At 67.5% G+C, this 16,819-nt stretch carries 16 protein-coding genes and 1 tRNA gene; 8 read left to right on the top strand and 9 right to left on the bottom strand.

All coding sequences use genetic code 11. The annotated features are described in order from the left end of the window. Window positions 1–3 precede the first annotated feature (3 nt). The 4 genes from AAC067_RS08680 to AAC067_RS08665 all read right to left on the bottom strand — a co-directional run bounded on the left by AAC067_RS08680 (window position 4) and on the right by AAC067_RS08665 (window position 3,903). Window positions 4–765, bottom strand: coding sequence for an N-acetylmuramoyl-L-alanine amidase (locus AAC067_RS08680; protein WP_339931537.1), 762 nt, complete (start codon window positions 763–765; stop codon window positions 4–6). An 8-nt stretch (window positions 766–773) separates the two neighbouring features. After that, a complete protein-coding gene (locus AAC067_RS08675; protein WP_339931535.1) occupies window positions 774–1,094 on the bottom strand; it encodes a hypothetical protein in 321 nt (106 codons plus the stop codon). Between the two features lie 140 nt (window positions 1,095–1,234). Further along, complete coding sequence (gene sppA, locus AAC067_RS08670; RefSeq protein ID WP_339931533.1) at window positions 1,235–3,016, bottom strand: signal peptide peptidase SppA; 1,782 nt, start codon at window positions 3,014–3,016, stop codon at window positions 1,235–1,237. 137 nt (window positions 3,017–3,153) lie between these two features. Then, on the bottom strand, window positions 3,154–3,903 hold the full coding sequence (locus tag AAC067_RS08665; protein WP_339931531.1) for an SIMPL domain-containing protein: 750 nt from the start codon (window positions 3,901–3,903) through the stop codon (window positions 3,154–3,156). Window positions 3,904–4,106: 203 nt separating this feature from the next. On the opposite strand from AAC067_RS08665, the gene AAC067_RS08660 reads away from it, so the two are divergent. Continuing rightward, window positions 4,107–4,179, top strand: a tRNA-Ile gene (locus tag AAC067_RS08660). Here AAC067_RS08660 and AAC067_RS08655 read toward each other — a convergent pair. The 3 genes from AAC067_RS08655 to AAC067_RS08645 all read right to left on the bottom strand — a co-directional run bounded on the left by AAC067_RS08655 (window position 4,139) and on the right by AAC067_RS08645 (window position 8,109). After that, the gene (locus AAC067_RS08655; protein WP_339931732.1) at window positions 4,139–4,711 is read right to left on the bottom strand and encodes a CPBP family intramembrane glutamic endopeptidase; all 573 of its coding nucleotides are present in this window, start codon (window positions 4,709–4,711) and stop codon (window positions 4,139–4,141) included. The two genes, AAC067_RS08660 and AAC067_RS08655, sit on opposite strands and share 41 nt — an antisense overlap. A gap of 429 nt (window positions 4,712–5,140) precedes the next feature. Then, window positions 5,141–6,619 carry a right-handed parallel beta-helix repeat-containing protein gene (locus AAC067_RS08650; protein WP_339931529.1) on the bottom strand — a complete coding sequence of 493 codons (1,479 nt, stop codon included), beginning with the start codon at window positions 6,617–6,619 and terminating at the stop codon, window positions 5,141–5,143. Window positions 6,620–6,633: 14 nt separating this feature from the next. Continuing rightward, window positions 6,634–8,109 (bottom strand): tetratricopeptide repeat protein, encoded by a 1,476-nt coding sequence (locus AAC067_RS08645; RefSeq protein WP_339931527.1) that lies wholly within the window; start codon window positions 8,107–8,109, stop codon window positions 6,634–6,636. A gap of 274 nt (window positions 8,110–8,383) precedes the next feature. Here AAC067_RS08645 and AAC067_RS08640 point away from each other — a divergent pair, with 274 nt between their 5' ends. The 6 genes from AAC067_RS08640 to AAC067_RS08615 are packed head-to-tail and all read left to right on the top strand — an operon-like array spanning window position 8,384 to window position 14,564. Next, window positions 8,384–8,878 carry a GAF domain-containing protein gene (locus AAC067_RS08640; protein ID WP_339931525.1) on the top strand — a complete coding sequence of 165 codons (495 nt, stop codon included), beginning with the start codon at window positions 8,384–8,386 and terminating at the stop codon, window positions 8,876–8,878. Between the two features lie 23 nt (window positions 8,879–8,901). Further along, window positions 8,902–9,837, top strand: coding sequence for an ROK family protein (locus AAC067_RS08635; RefSeq protein ID WP_339931523.1), 936 nt, complete (start codon window positions 8,902–8,904; stop codon window positions 9,835–9,837). A 4-nt stretch (window positions 9,838–9,841) separates the two neighbouring features. Next, complete coding sequence (locus AAC067_RS08630) at window positions 9,842–10,519, top strand: SDR family NAD(P)-dependent oxidoreductase (protein ID WP_339931521.1); 678 nt, start codon at window positions 9,842–9,844, stop codon at window positions 10,517–10,519. Continuing rightward, window positions 10,519–11,370, top strand: coding sequence for a CoA ester lyase (locus AAC067_RS08625; RefSeq protein WP_339931519.1), 852 nt, complete (start codon window positions 10,519–10,521; stop codon window positions 11,368–11,370). Before AAC067_RS08630 ends, AAC067_RS08625 begins: the two co-directional genes overlap by 1 nt. Further along, entirely contained in the window at window positions 11,370–13,412 is a 2,043-nt protein-coding gene (locus AAC067_RS08620; protein WP_339931517.1) for a capsular polysaccharide biosynthesis protein, read from the top strand. The genes AAC067_RS08625 and AAC067_RS08620 overlap by 1 nt, the downstream gene beginning before the upstream one ends. A gap of 12 nt (window positions 13,413–13,424) precedes the next feature. Next, window positions 13,425–14,564 (top strand): beta-ketoacyl-ACP synthase III, encoded by a 1,140-nt coding sequence (locus tag AAC067_RS08615; protein WP_339931515.1) that lies wholly within the window; start codon window positions 13,425–13,427, stop codon window positions 14,562–14,564. Here AAC067_RS08615 and AAC067_RS08610 read toward each other — a convergent pair. After that, window positions 14,548–15,771, bottom strand: a complete 1,224-nt coding sequence (locus tag AAC067_RS08610; protein ID WP_339931513.1) for a M48 family metallopeptidase — start codon at window positions 15,769–15,771, stop codon at window positions 14,548–14,550. The genes AAC067_RS08615 and AAC067_RS08610 overlap by 17 nt on opposite strands. 166 nt (window positions 15,772–15,937) lie before the next feature. Here AAC067_RS08610 and AAC067_RS08605 point away from each other — a divergent pair, with 166 nt between their 5' ends. Next, window positions 15,938–16,201, top strand: coding sequence for a hypothetical protein (locus AAC067_RS08605; protein WP_339931512.1), 264 nt, complete (start codon window positions 15,938–15,940; stop codon window positions 16,199–16,201). A gap of 72 nt (window positions 16,202–16,273) precedes the next feature. Here AAC067_RS08605 and AAC067_RS08600 read toward each other — a convergent pair whose 3' ends face one another. Next, entirely contained in the window at window positions 16,274–16,801 is a 528-nt protein-coding gene (locus AAC067_RS08600; RefSeq protein WP_339931510.1) for a porin family protein, read from the bottom strand. Window positions 16,802–16,819: the final 18 nt, after the last annotated feature.

Raw genomic sequence — 16,819 nt, 5'->3', positions numbered from 1 at the left:
TAGCTAATTGAGGACGCCGGTCGGACTCTCCGCCGTCGCCAGTTGCAGGACGCCCATCAGGGTCGCGCGAGTCTCGCCATCGGCGATGCCGTCGACGCGGGTGGGCCGCCAGTGGCGCTGGAAGGCCTCGACCGTCAGCCGGGTGTCGTCGTCATAGCTGCCACCGGGCTTCAGGCCGTAGCCGAGCCGGTGCAGGCCGGCGCGCATCACGACCACACCCAACCCCTCGTCGCCGATGGTCAGGTCAGGGCCCAGCGCAGCGATCCGCTCAGGGGCGGGTTCGAACCACAGGCCATGACCGGCGGCGGCCAGAGCCTTCCACGGAAACAGCTCACCCGGATCCTGCTTGCGCGCGGGGGCCAGGTCGGAATGGGCGATGATGCGACCGTCGGGGATGGTCCAGCGCGAGCGGATGTCAGCGACCAGGGTGGTTACGGCGGCGATCTGAATATCCGGAAAGGGCCGGTAGCCGAACTCATGGCCGGGATTGACGATCTCGATGCCGATCGAGGCGGCGTTGCAATCGGTTTCGCCCTGCCATTCGCCCTGACCCGCGTGCCAGGCCCGGCGTTCCTCGGCGACCAGTTTCAGGATCCGGCCGTCCTCATCGACGACATAATGGGCCGAGACCGCGGCTGCCGGGTCCCGCAGACGCGCGATGGCCGCCTCGGCGGTTTGCATGCCGGTATAGTGCAGCACCAGCAGGTCCGGCGGTGCGCGGCGATTGTCGAAATTAGGGGACGGCGCGTCGCTGATATCGAGCATGGGCGGGCTTATCGCCCCTGGCGTTCCCAGCCGTAGGCGACCCATTCGCCGTCGACCTTGCGGGCTTCGATCACATCGTCACCGCGACGATTGCGGCCACCGAAGCGGCGGCGGGCGCGAAGGGCCAGACCAGCAAGAAAGATCAGAATCGTCCCGAAGATCGCGATCACGGCCACGGCCACGGCCGTAAACACTGCCAGAACCGCCCCGATCGTCATCGCCGCCAGGGTGGCGATCAGACCGCACAGCCACACCACAGGTGCCAGCAGGCCGGGGGCCCGCCGACGGGATGCAGCCCCCGAGGGAATGAAGCGATCGGTCTCGATCATCGAACAGCCTTTGGAAACACCCCGGGGGGCGTCGGAAGCGCAATGTCGGTCCATATCGCTTCCGGGTCAATGGAAGACACGGTCACAGGCGAGTGTGCGTTGCGGTGACAGCCCGTCCGGAAAGCCCGACCGGGCCCCTGTCAGGGCAGCGGCTGCTCAGCCAGGACCGAGGCCCCGGCGCTGCGCATGCGGTCGGATTCGATCCGTTGCAGCACGACCTGGGCCTGCGGATCCGCCATCACCCCACCGATCCCGACCAGCACGCGCGCCGCCTCGCTGGAGACGCCAAAGGCCTTGGACAGGGCTTCCCACGGCGATTCCGGCGTCGGATAGCGTTTGAAGCGCACGGACTCATCGGCGGGAATCTCGGCCAGACGACGGGCCTGGGCGATGGCCTCGTGCAGCCCGCCCAGCTCGTCGACCAGACCCAGTTCCTTGGCCTGACGACCGGTCCAGACGCGACCGCGGGCAATTTCCCGCACCCGGGCCGGCGTCAGGTGACGACCGGTGGCGACCCGGGTGATGAATTCCTCATAGGTACGGTCGATCGTGGCGGCATAGGCGGTCCGTTGCGCGGCGGTGAAGGGCTGGGCCGGCGAGAAGGCGTCGGCATAGTCGCCGCCGACCGACAGGTCGCGGATGTCGACCCCGAAGCGGCCGAGCGCATTGGCCAGCACGAATTTGCCGCCGTACACGCCGATCGAGCCGGTCAGGGTCGAGGGCTGGGCCACGATGTAGTCGGCTTCCGAACTGATCCAGTAACCGCCCGAGGCGGCGTAGGCCCCCATGGACACGACCACCGGCTTGCCGGCGGCCTTGGCGGCGCGCACGGCGGCCAGGATCTGTTCCGAGGCTTCCGGCGAGCCGCCGGGCGAGGACACGCGGAAGACGATGGCCTTCACGTCCTTGTCCTCAATCGCTTCATAGAGGGCTCCGGCCAGGTCATCGGAGCGGATCGACGAGCCGCCGCCGAACCCGCCGCCGCCGCCGGTACCGGTCAGGATGGCCCCCTCACCGCCGACGATAGCGATGGCATTGCGGCCCGAGCCACTGCGCTCGCCCTTGGACGAGGCATAGTCGCTCAATTCGACCAGCTTGGCCCCGTCGCCGGCGCGCCGCTTGATCTCGGCCTCGGCCTCCTCGACCTGACCGATCTTGTCGATCAGCTTGTGCTGCAGCGCCTCGGCCGATGACCACGGGCCGCCCTCGATGGTCGCGCGCAGGGCCGCCGGGGTGACCTTTCGATCACTGGCCGCATTGGCGATGGCGCTGGTGTAGATCGAGGTCATCCACGCCGTCATCGCCTCACGGTGGGCCGGGGTGAAGTCACTCTGGGTGTATTCGTTGACGGCGTTTTTGTACTCGTAACGCTGCTCGAACTGGGCGTTGACGCCGTATTTGTCGAAGGCGCGGCCGAGGAAAATCTGGTCGGCGGAGAAGCCCGTCAGCTGGAAGCTGGCGGTGTTCTGCATCCACAGTTCCGAGGCCGAGGCGCCGACCATATAGCTGGAAATCGTGGTGCCGACCGGCTGGAAGCCCTGGCTGTGAGCGATCACGACCTTGCCAGAAGCGCGGAAACGCCGCACGGCCTGACGCACCTCGTCGGCGGCGGCGGGGGTCATGCCGGCCTCTGGCAGACGGATCAGCAGGGCCTTTACATGCCGGTCATCCCCGGCCTGGGCCAGGGTATCGACGACTTCCATGACCGACAGCCCGGAGCCGCCGAAGGCGGCGAACGGATTGATCGGATCCTGGTCGGTCAGACCGTCGCGCAGATCCAGTTCCAGCACCGTGTTGGATGCGGTCACCGGGGCCGACGAGGCCGAGGACACCGCCGCCGTGATCAGCACCACCGGCACGACGACCACAAACAGGATGAGGCCGAGGAAAACGCCCAGCACGGTCAGGAAGAACTGTTTCATGGAGGTCGGAAGGTCCGGACGGTGCGGGCCAGAAAGCGGCCTGACGCGACCATAGAGAGGCAAGCGTTTGCGTCAAATGAACGTATCCCGACGGGCGAACGACCCGGGCCCGCCGGTGACGGCGGGCCCGGGTCGCGTCAACGTCCCAGGTCGTAGACGCCGGTGATGTCGATCCGCACGGTCAGTTCACCGACCGCGACCGGTGTCGAGCCTGAATCCATGGCCATTTCGGCGCGGGCATACATGGGCTGCGGCGGGCGTGGGCTGTAGCCACCGGACTCGGTCAGCGAGCGGATCCCGGCCAGCGGCACACCGAGCGCCTGGGCATACAGGGCGGCCTTGGCCTGCAGGTTGCGGACTGCCAACTGGCGGGCGCGATCCTCGGCGGCGCTAGAGTCCTTCAGGCCGAAGCTGATGCCGTCGATCTGATTGACCCCGGCAGCCACCACAGCGTCGGCGGTGGTACCGACCCGGGACAGATCATTGATCGTCACGGTCACCCGGTTGTTGGCCTGATAGCCCCGCAGCCTGGGCGGCTCGTTCTGGACATAGTCGTACTGGGCCGAGAGATTCAGGCCCGAGGTCTGGACGTCGCGCTCGGCGATGCCGGCGCGGCGCAGGGCGGCCATGACCTCATTCATCCGGGCGGCGTTGCTGCGCATGGCCTCTGCGGCGGTCGGGGCCTCGGTGACGACGCCGAAGGTGATGGTGGCCATGTCGGGGGCCATACGCACCTCGCCATGGGCCGACAGGTTCAGCGACGGCGGGGCCTGCATCATATGCATGCCGGCCATCGGGGCCTCCTGGGCCAGGGCAGCCGGGGCGGTCAGGGCGCTGGCGGCCAGAAGAACGGCTCCCAGCGAAAGGGAGTGGAAGGATCGTGTCATGTCAGCAGGTCTCCGGAAAACGGGCCACGGGACCCGGACGGTGGCGTCGGGCCGTGGCGGAACCTTGGCGGTTGGTGCCTGAACAACGTCCCGGCCCCGGTGGCAGGTTCCATTCATCATCGGAAATACCCGGGACCGGTCGGGCTACAATGGCGCTTGGCAAGCGGAGCGACCGCCTGCTAGGCGAAACTACCGCCCTCGGCGGGCCCGTAGCTCAATGGTTAGAGCCGACCGCTCATAACGGTCTGGTTGGGGGTTCGAGTCCCTCCGGGCCTACCGGACGCGCGAAGCGGCCGGACTTCCACGCCAGCCAGAGGACCCAGACCCCGACCGCCGTGCCGACGGCCAGACCGGGGACCGAGGCCTCGGGGCCAAAGGCCCCGCCGGTCAGCCAGGGATGGAAGCCGGCGCGGGCCGTACTAGTGGCCAGGGACGGTCCGAAATCCGTGCCCGAGACGGCAGCCCCGAACAGATAGCCCTGGGTGAAATTCCAGGCCGCATGGACTCCGATCGACACCCAGATCCGGCCGGTCAGGGCATAGAAGGCCCCCAGCATGATGCCCGCCTCGACGGCGATGCACAGGGCCGCGAACGGCGTGGCGTTGGGATTGGCCAGATGCAGGGCCCCGAACAGGGCGGCCGAAATCGCGAAGGCGGCCCACGGCCCGAAGGCCCGCCAGACCAGCCTCAGGATGATGGCGCGGGTCAGGATCTCCTCGACCACACCGGACTGGATGGTGATGCCCAGGGATTCCCAGACCGGAGCCGCCCCCTTCCAGACGAAATCATACAGGCCGAACAGCGCCATCAAACCCATGACCGAGGCGAACATGGCGGCCCCGATGACCAGACCCGTCATCAACTCGACGGGTGCGGCGCCAAGCCCCAGTTCCGACGGACGGCGCGCCTCGCCACCCCAGACCAAAAGCGCGTACAGGAGCAGGCTGATCACCGCCCCGGACGCATTGGCGATCAGGCTGGAGACGGCCCCCTCGGGCAGAGCGGCGGTCAGGCCGCCGATCGCCGCATAGGATGGTATCGCCACGACGCCGAACAGCAGGACCATCCAGCCCAGGGCGCGCAGCCAGCGCAGGGACCCGGGACGCAAGATGCGACGGTCGCCGAGCGCCAGCGGAATACCCCAAGCTGAAATCATCCCTAACTCCCCGACTACGGAATGGCCCGCCCCCTGAACGGGGGTGGCTGGATACCGGAATCCATCAACACGAGCCGGGGATCAACGCCGCCAGCCGCCGCCACGGCTCCAGCGGTCGTCGCCGGTGTAGCGATCGTCGGTCACATAGCGGCCGCTCTGATCGTACCAGCCCTCGCCCTGACGATAGCTGTCGTAGCCGTCCAGCCTGTAGCTGTCGTCGTGGTAGGGCAGGCCCAGCAGACCGTCCTCGTCGTCCCACCAGTCGCGCGGATAGGGGCTGTTGACGCAGGTCCAGCCATTGCCCGGATCCCAGTAGGGCTCGTAACGGCCACGGTAGCGATCACGGAAGCTGGGGCGGCACACCGACTGCGACCAGACGCGGTTGCCGCTGGCTTCGACTGTGGCGCGTGACTCGGCGAAGATCACCTGCTGCACCCCGGCGAAGACATTGTTGGTGATCACGGCGTGGCCCGAGGCCGCGGCGACCCCGACCCCCGCAGCCCGGATCCGGCTGTCCGTCAGCCGCAACTCGCCATTGTAGAGGACCACGCCCTTGTCGGAGCGTCCGACCCGGCTGTCGCTCATGGTGACGGAGGCCCCCTCGATGGCCACACCCTCGACATAGCCGACGATGGCGGTGTTCTCGATCTCGACCCGGCCGTAGTCGCGGCCCGAGCGGATGATCATGCCGATCGAGCGCGGCCCGAAGCTGTTAGGCACACCAGTGCCCTTGAAGGTCGAGGTCGAAACCCGCGAAGTCTGGCCCGCACCCGGGATCAGTTCGAGGCCGGTCTGGGCACCGGTGACCACCAGTTCATAGGTGGTCAGAACGGCTCCGTCGGCGACGATGGCCGGGGCGATGGTCTGGGCATCAATGATGGCATTGCGGATGTCGATGAGACCCCCGTCGGCATAGATGGCGGCCTCGTCGCCGGCATGGCGGAAACCGACCCGGTTCATCACGATCTCGGCTCCGTAGCCGACGATACAGGCGGCATCGCCGGCCTTGGGCGACGCGAACACCATGTCGCGGATCTCGACCCGAACGCCCTGGGCCACGGTGATGCAGGGCAGACCGTCCGGGGCCTGCAGGGTCGCCGACGGTGTCCGGTTCCAGTCGCGCGGGTCGAAGCCGCCCTCGCCGATGAGAGTCATCGGCTTGTCGATGTTCAGCCAGCCGACACAGGCACCGGCGCGCGACCGGATGACCAGGGTGCCGCCGGGGCGCACGCGGCGCACGGCGTCCTCGACCGCCCCGGAACCGGGATTGCCGCCGCAATCGACCAGGACGATCTCTTCGGTGCCGTCGCGACGGAACTCCGGCCGCCAGTCCGGGCGGTGGTCACGGCGATAGTCATAGCGACGGTGATGGCTCGACCGCCCGCGCGTACCGCGGGTCGGCGGCGTCAGCAGGATGCCGAAATTGGGGCGGGTCTGGCTCTCGACACGGGCGGCCACCTGGGCCTCGGCGGTCGAGGCCGGTGCCAGAACCCCGCCGAGGGCAGCGGCCGCGATGACGGCCAGGCCGGTAATCAGACTGCGGACGGGACGATCGGTCATGATTCCACGCCCTCCTAGCGGCGTTGCGAGCGGGAGACCTGGGCCAGGACGGCCTGCAGGCGGGATGCGGACGGGCCGAAGCCGGCCAGGGCGGAATCGATCCGCACGGCGACGGCCGCAGCCTTGTCCTGATCGGCGACGCCGGAGACGCCGAGAGCGAAATAGGTCGACATGGCGAACTTGGCCTCAGGGCTGCCCTGTCGGGCCGCCTCGTCGAACCAGTGGAAGGCGCGGGCATAGTCCGTCGGGACCCCAATGCCCTCGGCGTACATCACCGCCAGCACCAGCTGGGCCTCGGACGAGCCGTTGACCGCCGCCAGCTGAACCGCCCGAACCCGCTCGAGATAGGACAGCCGCGATTCCATCGGATGACCCAGCATGGCCTCCAGCGTCTCGATCTGGCGTTTCGACAGGGCGTCGGGACGGGTCGCGACCGTCTCGGTCACGCCGAGATAACGCAGCGCCCGTCCGACATGGACGAACGGCAGTTCGGTCATGCGCGACAGCGCGTATTCATAGGCATCGCCACGCGGACGGCTTTCATCCGAGAAGGGGACACCCGAGGCCGGAGCCGCATTCGGATAGAATTCGAACGGCGGCACCCACTGGCGCGCCTTGGCCTCGACGAAGGCGGCGTAGCGGCTGCGGCTCGGCGAAGACCGCTCGAAATCCTTGAGCAGGACATAGGCCCCGACATCGCCGGTCTGGACCGCCAGATAGTTGTAGAGATAGGCGTCCACGTCATTGCGCTGGAACAGGCTGGTCGCGGCATGCAGGGCGCTGGGATCCCGGTCAGGCCCGCCGTTCTTGCCGTCATGTCCCCAGGCCTCGCGGCCCTCGCGATTGTCCTGCGGCTCGCCGAACGGGCCGTAGAGGGAATCGTGCAGACGGGCGAGGGCGCGGTAACCCTTGGCGTCCTGGGTCGACAGGACATAGATCACCCGGTCTCGAACGGCTTCCTGCTCGGCGCGCGTCATCCGCCCCAGCTGACGATCCAGTCGCTGGTAGACATTGTGACGTTCCCAGGCGCGGCAGTCGTCGTAGCGGGACAGCGGCCGCCAGCCGCCGAAGCCGCCACGCTCGACCCGGTTGATCGGCGCATAGCCCTCGTCATTGGCGAGGGCCAGGGCCAACCAGACCGAGCTCTCGATCGGATCCTCGATATTCTTGTCGGTCGCCTTCACGGCCGCATAGCGTGACCCCAGCTCCAGCTGGGCGAAAAAGTCGCCACGGAAGGCCGCCCGACGCAGCGCGCGCAGACTGGTCTCCTGGGCGTTGAACTCGGCCCCGGTGAAGGCTGCCGGGCGCGGACAGGCGTTGGCTGCACCACCGGCAGAGTCCTGTCGCCAGAACTGCAGGCCGCGATCACCACAGCTGGACAGGGTCAGGGCGGCGATCGCCAGCACACCGATTACGGCGGCTGCGGCGATCGGGGCACGACGGCGCCGGGCCGGTGCGGGGTCGTCGTCGAAGCCGTGGCGGTCGCGCATACTCCCCCTCACACGTTGCGGGCTGATCGGTCGCGCGATCGGCCATTAACCATGTTCGCCGGCCAATGTGTCCGGTCCGGACACCCGGCTGTCAAGGTTAACGTCGTTTTGCGGGAAAGCGTTGCCGCAGATTGGCTGATTTTTGTTCGGTGAACAGTTATCCCCAAGATTCAGCCATTTAGCGATTCCCCTGACAGGGGAATTCGTCCGGTCCGCCCCTGGTCGCAATGTCTGACCGGGCCGCCTATATGGCGGTTACAGCCGGAGTCTTGCCATGTCCTACACCGCCCGTGATGATCGCCCTGCCGACAAGGCGGCCCGCTATGCGGAGGTCCATGACGAGATCCTGGCGGTGCTGGATGGCGAGATGAACCAAGTCGCCCGGATGGCCACGGTCGCCTCCATGCTGGCTGACTCCTTCCCGCAATTCTTCTGGACCGGCTTCTATGTCGTCGATCCCGTGAAGCCCGGGGAGCTGGTGGTCGGTCCCTACCAGGGCACGCTGGGCTGTCTGCGGATTCCGTTCGGACGGGGCGTCTGCGGGACCGTGGCCGCCACAGGCGAGACCCGGATCGTCGATGACGTCGAGGCCTTCCCCGGACACATCGCCTGCGATTCCCGCTCACGCAGTGAAGTGGTCGTGCCCGTCTTCGACGCGGCCGGAGACCTGATCGGTGTGCTCGATGTCGATGCGACCGACGTCGCCGCCTTCGACGCGGTCGACGCCGGGGCGCTCGAGCGGCTGGTAGCGCAGGTCTTCGCCGTCTGACGACGGCCTGCTAGACCGGCACAATGCAGATCGGCGTGGATTTCGGCGGGACCAAGATCGAGGCCGCGGCCCTGGCGGCTGACGGCCGTTTCCTGACCCGCCTGCGAGAACCCAACCCCGGAACCTATGACGCGGCGCTGGCGGCCGTGGTCCGACTGGTGGAGCGGATCGAACGTGAGTTTGACCGGGCCGGAACCGTCGGACTGGCCGTGCCCGGCTCAGTGTCACCGACCACCGGACGGATGCGCAACGCCAACTCGATCTGGCTGAACGACCGCTTGTTCCGCGAGGATCTGGAGACGGCCCTGCGGCGACCGGTCCGAATGGCCAACGACGCCAACTGCCTGGCCCTGTCCGAATCCGTCGACGGCGCAGCCACCGGCGCGGCGGTCGCGTTCGCGGTGATCATCGGCACCGGCTGCGGCGGCGGCCTGGCCGTCGACGGACAACTGATTGGCGGGGCCAACGGTCTGACCGGAGAATGGGGTCACATCGCCCTGCCCTGGCCGACCGCCGCCGAAGTGCCGGGCCCGACCTGCTGGTGCGGGCTGCACGGCTGTCTCGAGACCTGGATTTCGGGGACCGGGTTCCAGCGGGATCATGCTGAAGTGACCGGCCGGACCCTGGCGGCCGAGGCGATCGTCGCCGCAGCAGGCACGGGCGACCCGGCCGCCGTCGCTTCGCTGGAACGCTACACTGATCGTCTGTCGCGAGCCCTGGCCATGGTGGTCAATCTGGTTGATCCGGACGTGGTGGTGCTGGGCGGCGGCCTGTCCAATGTCGCCGACCTCTATCCCCGACTGGCGGAGCGAGTCCCCCGACACGTCTTCGCCGACAGCACCCTCACCCGCATCGTGCCCGCCCGATGGGGCGATTCCTCCGGCGTCCGGGGCGCGGCCCGGCTGTGGCCGGTTGACGGACCCGGGCCGTGCGCGCGAGGGATGACCGATGGGAGATGAAACAATGAACGAACGCGTCATCGCGATTACGGGCGGGCACGGAGAGCTGGGGCGCGCCGTTGTAGCTGCCGCCCTGGCCCAGGGCTGGCGCGTGGCGATCATCGATCATGCCGTCGGCCAGTCGGCCCCGGCGGACACGCTGGAGCTGGGCGGGGTCGACCTGACCGATCCGGCGGCGGCGTCTGCGGCGATCGCGGCCGTGGTCGGGAAATTCGGGCGGCTGGACGCCCTGCTGAACATCGCCGGCGGTTTCGTCTGGCAGACCCTGGACGACGACCGGCCCGCCTGGGACCGGATGTACGCCCTGAACCTGACCACGGCGCTGAATACCTGCCGCGCCGCCCTGCCGCATCTGAAACAGTCGGACACGGGCAGGATCGTCAATGTCGGAGCCAATGGCGCGTTGAAGTCGGCGGCCGGGATGGGGGCCTATGCGGCGTCGAAATCGGCCGTGCATCGCCTCACCGAAAGCCTCGCCGAGGAGCTGAAGTCGAGCACGGTCACCGTCAACGCCGTACTGCCGTCGATCCTCGACACGCCGCAGAACCGGGCCGACATGCCTGACGCCGATCCCGCCACATGGGTCGCCCCGGCCGATTTGGCCGCTGTCATGCTGTTCCTGGCCTCGCCGCAGGCCAGGGCGATCACCGGAGCCCTGATCCCCGTGACCGGACGGGTGTGATGACCGAGGGGCTGGTCCGCAGCGTCCTGTTTATGCCGGCCTCGAACCCGCGCGCCATCGACAAGGCGCGCACCCTGACCTGCGACGTCGCGGTGTTCGATCTTGAGGACTCCGTGGCCCCCGACATGAAGGCCGAGGCGCGCGCTGCCGCGGTCGAGGCGGTACGCGGCGGCGGCTTCGGTCCGCGCCTGGCCGTGCGGGTCAATGCGCTGGACACCCCCTGGGGTAGCGACGATCTGGACGCCTTGGCCGGTACCCCGGTCGAAATCATCGTGGCCCCCAAGGTCGAGGACGCCCGCGACGTCGCGGAACTGGGCAGCCGACTGCCGACTGGCACCGCCCTGTGGGCCATGATCGAAACCCCGCGCGCCCTGTTCAATCTGGATGCGCTGTGCGGGGTGGACGGCGCGCTCACGGCCCTGATGTTCGGCACCAACGATCTGACCGCCGCCCTGGGCTGCCAGTCCGTGCCGGACCGCGAACCGTTGAAGCCATGGCTGGCCGCCACGGTCGCAGCCGCGCGGGCCCATGGTCTGCAGGTGGTCGACGGCGTCTTCAACCGTCTGAACGATGCCGTTGGCTTCGCCGGCGAATGCGATCAGGGCCGACTGTACGGTTTCGACGGCAAGAGTCTGATCCATCCCGGCCAGATCGCCATCGCCAATGCGACCTTCTGCCCGACCGACGACGAGGTGGCCCATGCCATGACACTGGTCGCCGCCTTCGCCGATCCGGCTGCGGTCGGGCGGGGCGCGATCCGCGTCGGCGGGGGCATGGTCGAGCGGCTGCACCTGACCGCCGCCGAGGCCCTGCTGCGGCGGCACGACGCCTGCTCGCGTACACCCGACTGATGGACGAGGCCGCGCCAGTTCCCGCCTGGGCGTGCGCGCCGGGATTGCTGGCGCTTCCGCATCTGGATGCCTTCCTGCCGGAATATGCGCCGCAGCGACTGCCGGGACCGGCGGTACGGACGGTGCTGGGCTGGGGTCGACGGCCGACGACGGGGGCGGGGCGTCTATGGAGCCGGGTTACCGGCCACCCCTATGTCGCGCTGGAGGACGGGTTCCTGCGCTCCGTCGGACTGGGCGAGGCCGGAGCCGCAAGCCTGAGCCTGATCGTCGATGACCTCGGCATCTATTATGACGCCACCCGCCCCTCGCGACTGGAGCGGACTCTCGTGGAGGCCCCCGACTGGTGCGATGCAGCCATGCATGCCCGGGCCCGATCCCTGATCGACCGCATCGTCGCCGCCGGCCTGTCGCGGACCAATCTGGGCGAGCCACTGGACCGGTCGATCCTTCGTCCCGGCCCGCGCGTGCTGGTGGTCGACCAGACCCGGGGCGACGCCTCGATCCGCTATGGTTTGGCCGCGCCGGACGCCTTTGCCACGATGCTGGCCGCAGCCCGGGCCGACCACCCGGACGCCCAGTTGATCGTCAAACGCCATCCCGCCGTAGCCGCAGGCCTGAAGACGGGCTGTATCGCCGACGCGGATCTGGCCGGGGTCACCCTGATCAACACCGACGTCCGCCCCGCAGACCTGCTGGCCGAAGTCGACGCCGTCTATACGGTGACCAGCGGCCTCGGCTTCGAGGCCCTGCTGCGTGGCAAGGTCGTCACCTGTTTCGGGGTACCCTTCTATGCCGGCTGGGGGCTGACCACCGACACGGTGCCGATGGCACGTCGCGGTATGGCGCGCGACATCGAGACATTGGCCGCCGCCGCCCTGATCGTCTGTAGCCGCTACGTCGACCCCGTCACCGGGCACCGCTGCGAAGCCGAACAGGCGGTGACCCGTCTGATCGCCCTGCGCGCCCGGGCCGACCGGCTGAAGGGTTATTGGGCCGGGGTTGGCTTTGCCCCGGCCAAACGACCGGCGATCCGTCGGATGCTCAATGCCCCGACCGCCCGGCTCCGCTATTTCGATACAGTCGGTGCCGCCGCGGCGGCGGCCGGAGCCAACGGCGGTCGACTACTGTGGTGGGCGGGCAAGGAGACCGCTGCGATCCGGAAGGCAGCGGCCGGTTTCGACGGGCCGACCGTGCGGATGGAGGACGGCTTCATCCGCTCGCACGGACTGGGTTCCAATTTCATCGGGGCCCTGTCGACGGTGCTGGACGATCAGGGCATCTATTATGACCCTGCCAGCCCCTCGCGGCTGGAGACCCTGATTCAATCCGGACGCCCTTCGGTCGAGGCCCGAGCCCGCGCCGCGGCCCTGCGTCAGCGGATCGTCGAGAGCGGCCTGTCGAAATACAATCTGACGGGCGCAACGCCGCCGGATTGGCCGTCGGATCGGAAACGGGTGCTGATCGTGGGCCAGGTCGAGAACGACCGGTCGGTCCTGCTGGGCTGCGGGGACATCCGGACCAATGCCGACCTGATCGCTGCGGCCCGGGCTGACCACCCGGACAGCTTCCTGATCTGGAAGGCCCACCCGGACGTGCTGGCCGGAAACCGGCCCGGCGTTGTCGACGACACCACCCTGGAGGCCATCGATGCGGTGGCCGACACCCTGGACATCGGGGCCTGTGTTGAGGCCTGCGACGTCGTGGTGACCCTGACCTCCCTGACCGGATTTGAAGCCCTGCTGCGCGGACAGCGGGTGATCACATACGGCCGGCCCTTCTATGCGGGCTGGGGTTTGACCGAGGATCGCCTGCCCCTGCCCGACCGCACGGCGCGCCCCGATCTGGACGCCCTGATCGTCGCCACGCTTCTGGAGTATCCTCTCTATGTCACGCCTGACGGGTGGCCGTGCGAGGCGGAAGATCTTGTTGAGGCGCTGATCGCCGCCCGGGCCGCTGCGGCCTCACCCCGCTCCGGCCGTATCCGGCGCTGGATGACCGGACTGACGGCGAGCCTCGACCGCACGCCGCCACCGGCCTATTGAGGGCGTTCGTCAATGCAACGGACCTGCCCAGTGACCCATGCCGTTATCGCCGCCACCGGCCTGTTTACGCCGGAACAGTCCATCTCGAACGCCGAGCTTGTCGCGGCCTACAATACCTGGGCCCACGGCTGGAACGCCGAGCATGCCGCCGATATCGCCGCCGGTGATATCGAGGCCCTGACACCGTCCTCGGTCGAGTTCATCGAGAAGGCGTCCGGTATCAAGAGCCGGTTCGTTATGGACAAGGCCGGGATCGTCGATCCGGCCCGCATGGCTCCCAACCTGCCCGAACGCGCCAATGACGAGCTGTCACTGATGGCCGAAATGTCGGTCGCCGCCGCGCGTGAGGCGATCGCTGCGTGGGGCAAGCCGGTCAGCGAGATCGGGGCGGTGATCTGCGCCGCCTCGAACATGCCGCGCCCCTATCCGGCCCTGGCGGTTGAGGTGCAGCAGGCGCTGGGCATCGACGGGTTTGCCTTCGACATGAATGTGGCCTGTTCCTCGGCCACCTTCGGCATCAAGACGGCGGCGGACTTCATCGCCTCCGGCTCGGTCGGGGCGGTGTTGATGATCAATCCGGAAATCTGCTCGGCCCATCTGAACTTCAAGGATCGCGACAGCCATTTCATCTTCGGCGACGTGGCCACGGCGGTCATCGTCGAGTCCTCGGACCGTGCGGGCCCCGGCGGCTGGGATGTGCTGGGCACGCGCCTGAAGACCGTGTTCTCCAACAATATCCGCAACAATTTCGGCTTCCTGAACAATGCCGCGCCCGAGGGCATCGGCGCGCCCGACAAGCTGTTCATCCAGCAGGGCCGCAAGGTGTTCAAGGACGTGGTGCCGCTGGTCTCGCAGATGATCGTCGACCATGCCGCCGATCTCGGCCTCGATCCGCAGGCGCTGAAGCGCATGTGGCTGCACCAGGCCAACATCAACATGAACCAGTTCATCGGTCGCAAGGTGCTGGGCCGCGAACCGACGCCCGAGGAGAACGTCATCGTCCTCGACGAGTATGCCAACACTTCCTCGGCCGGTTCGATCATCGCCTTCCACCTGCGCCAGCAGGACATGGCCGGCGGCGACATCGGCCTGATCTGCAGTTTCGGTGCCGGCTATTCGGCCGGCACCGTCTTCGTCAGGAAACGGGCGTAGCCGGAGCCTCGACCGCATCAAGGGCCGGTTCCTCCGGCGGATGCGACGCCTTCCATTCCATGGCACGACGCACCCGGTTCTCGACAGACGGATGATCGTAGAACAGGAACTCCTCCAGCGCCGACGGGGACGGGGCCCGGTATTCGGCGGTCTTGATCAGCGCCTTGGCCAAACCGTCCGGCTCATTGGCCTGGACCAGTGAAAAATGGTCGGCGTCTTCCTCGATCGTGCGGATCAGGGTGTTGGTTACCGGCGTCGCCAGCAACCCCACGACAGCCAGGACGGCCGCCAGGACCGGTAGGCCAGCGGGATCGGCGATGTCACCGACACGACCGGCCCCCAGCAGACGCCGCGCCAGCGGGTAGAGCCGGTCTGCCAGAAAGAAGCTGATCATCGCCAGGATGACCATGACCCCGGTCAGCCACAGCGAATGCAGGTGGACGTAGTGGCCCATCTCATGACCGACGACGCCGCGTACCTCGGCCAAGTCCGCGCCCTTGGCAAACATAACGTCGCTCATCGCGACCCGGGCCGAACCGAACAGGCCCGAGACATTGGCGGTATAGCGATCCGACTGTTTCGAGCCGTTGTAGATGTAGATCTTGTCGTCGGGCGTGCCGGTCTTATGCGCCAGCTCGACCACGGCGTCCCGCATCGCGCCATCGGGTGCCGGAGTATAGGTGTTGAACAGCGGTTCGATGAAGATCGGAGCGACCAGCAGCATGAAGATGACAGCCACGCCGGCCAGCCCCCCACCCCAGATCCACCAGGCCCGGCCGGTGCGGCGGATCAGGAAATAGAGGGCGACGATCAGCAGCCCGCCGAACACGACTGAAATTCCTGTCCCCATCAGCGCCTCGGTCAACCAGCCGGTGAAAGGCTGTTCCGTCAGGCCATAGGTCTTCTCCCGCCACCAGTTCTGGTAGATCGACCATGGCAGGGTCAGGACGAAGCTCATCAGCAGATAGACAACGCCGACCACCAGTGAGACCAGTTTCGGCCGCGGCTTGCGCCGTTCCAGCCGGTCACGGATCGCCGTCAGCCAGCCGGTCCTTATGATGATCCAAGCCACAACGATCGCAACAATCAGTCCCCAAAGCAGTAGCCAGTGACCCCCCTGGGTATAGGCCACGGCCCGAGCCGTATCCTCGGGCGACAAGGTCGCCATCCATTGCGCCGTCGCAGCGGCCGGATCGAATGTCGTCATGGTCTTCCCCCCGTTTGCGGAACAGATGACGCGGCCCCCGGCGACCTGTCAGGTTAAATCCTTGTCATGTGCGCGACTCGCCCCGATCACGAATCCGCGCTCACGCTTGCACCGATGGCGAGATTTTGCGAGGCGTTTGCTGTGTGAAGAAGGGAGATCCATCCGTATGACCCAGACCGCCAATCCCTGGGAACCCAGGCTGGAACCTCTCGCCCAGGATGTTGCCACCGTGCTCAGAAGCATGGGCGGGTCGGCCCATCAGACGGTGGTCGTCGATTGCGTCGCGGCGATGAAGCGCCAGCGGGGTGAGGTCATCACCCAGGATCTGGCCGTGATGATCGTCGAAGTGTTCGAACGTTACCGCGACCTGTTCTTCAAGCCGTTCGGCGAAAGCTCGATGCGCTGGGCCCTGGCTCCGGGTATCGCCTGACGCGACCACCACTGCCATGAAAAAAGGCGCGCCCCTCGCAGGGCGCGCCTTTTTCCTGTCGGCTTCTGAAACCTAGAAGCGACGAACGTAGCTGACCGAATAGACGTCGGCTTCACCACCGTCGTTGGTGAAGTCACGACGGGTCCAGTCGGCGCGGACGCCGTTCTGGGCGTCGAGGTAGTAGTTGGCACCGACGCCGTAGTTCCAGCTCTCGTTGCTGTCGGTGACGCTGACGCCGCCGCTCGAGGCCTTCAGCTCGGTCGTGCCGAAGCCGGCGCGGGCGAACAGATCGAAGTTCGGGTTGATCGGCAGGGTGGCAACGCCATAAGCGGCGATGTCATAGTTTTCCTTGACCTTCACGTTGGTGGCACCGACCGAATAGGTGTCGCTGTCGACGCCGAACGAGGCTTCAGCCTCGGCACCGAGGTAGGGCGTGAATTTGGCCCCGAAACGACCGGTGACAGCACCGAGGTCGACGTTGTCGCCCTGCAGTTGGCTGTAGCCCAGGGTACCGTAGTAGCTCGGCGAGGAAACGCTCTGGGCCATGGCCGGCGCGGCCAGCAGGGCCAGGGCGGCGGAAGCGAGGAGGATGTTACGCATGTATCTGTCTTTCCTAGA

This window comes from uncultured Brevundimonas sp. (genome assembly GCF_963977465.1).
GTDB lineage: Bacteria > Pseudomonadota > Alphaproteobacteria > Caulobacterales > Caulobacteraceae > Brevundimonas.
This window is presented reverse-complemented; position numbering and strand designations above follow the sequence as displayed.